The 1,038-nt window shown below is 38.4% G+C and carries 1 protein-coding gene; it reads right to left on the reverse strand.

Going from position 1 to position 1,038, the window contains the following annotated elements:
• Positions 1-128 precede the first annotated feature (128 nt).
• On the reverse strand, positions 129-965 hold the full coding sequence (locus SD31_RS09100) for a cupin-like domain-containing protein (RefSeq protein WP_231561392.1): 837 nt from the start codon (positions 963-965) through the stop codon (positions 129-131).
• Positions 966-1,038 lie beyond the last annotated feature (73 nt).

Raw genomic sequence — 1,038 nt, forward strand, 5'->3', positions numbered from 1 at the left:
TTTGTTCTACCGCAATGCTGTCAAAGAAGAAGACGACATTCAATAAAAAAAGGGGAGTGTTTYTTCMYTTTTTTATTTWGWTAGTAGATTATTATCTAAACTTTCTCATAGCGCGCTCAGCTCTTTTTTTAGCTTGTAGTCACTTTGTAGTTGAACCATTTGTCTTTGAAAATTTTACGCATGGTATCATCAAAGTGACGTGTGATGAAGAGGTTTCTTGCGCCTTTAAGCTTTTCACTTAGCGAATTGGCTAAAGCACGTACCGAAATAGAATAGCCTTCAGTCTCGTACATAATATAATGCCACCACCCGGCTGGCATATAACAAGTCTCACCAGGGCCGATGACAGCCTCATAGCCATCAAGATATTGCAAAGCAGGATATTCATCTCTACTGCTGGTTTTCAGATTAGCTATGCTGTGAAAGTTGTATGGCAGTTTATACATCAGGTCGGACTGGTCGTTAGGGAACAACCATATACGTTTATATCCTTGAAACTGTGTGATAAACACATGCGACATATCTATGTCAAAGTGATTTCGGGTAGCGGATCCCTCTCCACCGAAAAACATAAAAGGCAGTCCTTGTAAAACTTTACCTCCAGTAACGTCGTTGTAAATCACATCCTTCTTAAGTTCAGGTCTAATCTTCATCAGATTGAACAAGAAAAGACGTAGTTCGGTAGGCTCAGAACTTATTTTATCGAGGTATTGGCCGAAAGTCATTCTTCCTACCGGAGGACTTGCTGCATAGCCTTGACCTTCCTCCTCTTTACCATACACATCAATCTCAACATCTCCTGCTATTTCCTTGAAATAGTCATAGCTCCATTTTGTCCAACAAGGGCTGTCTTTCCTGATAAAATCTTTCAGAATCACTGGCTGGCTCTTATTAAGATAATTTTTCACAAAATCCTCAGGAGCTATTCCCGAGATGCTATCTAACTTGGTTTTACGTTTACACAAGCCTTAAGTTTTAACCTTTACTACAAACATAAAAAAAAAATATAAATAGACACAAAATGTAGGAATATTTTTT

Source organism: Sphingobacterium sp. T2 (assembly GCF_000814685.1).
Taxonomy (GTDB): domain Bacteria; phylum Bacteroidota; class Bacteroidia; order Sphingobacteriales; family Sphingobacteriaceae; genus Sphingobacterium; species Sphingobacterium thermophilum.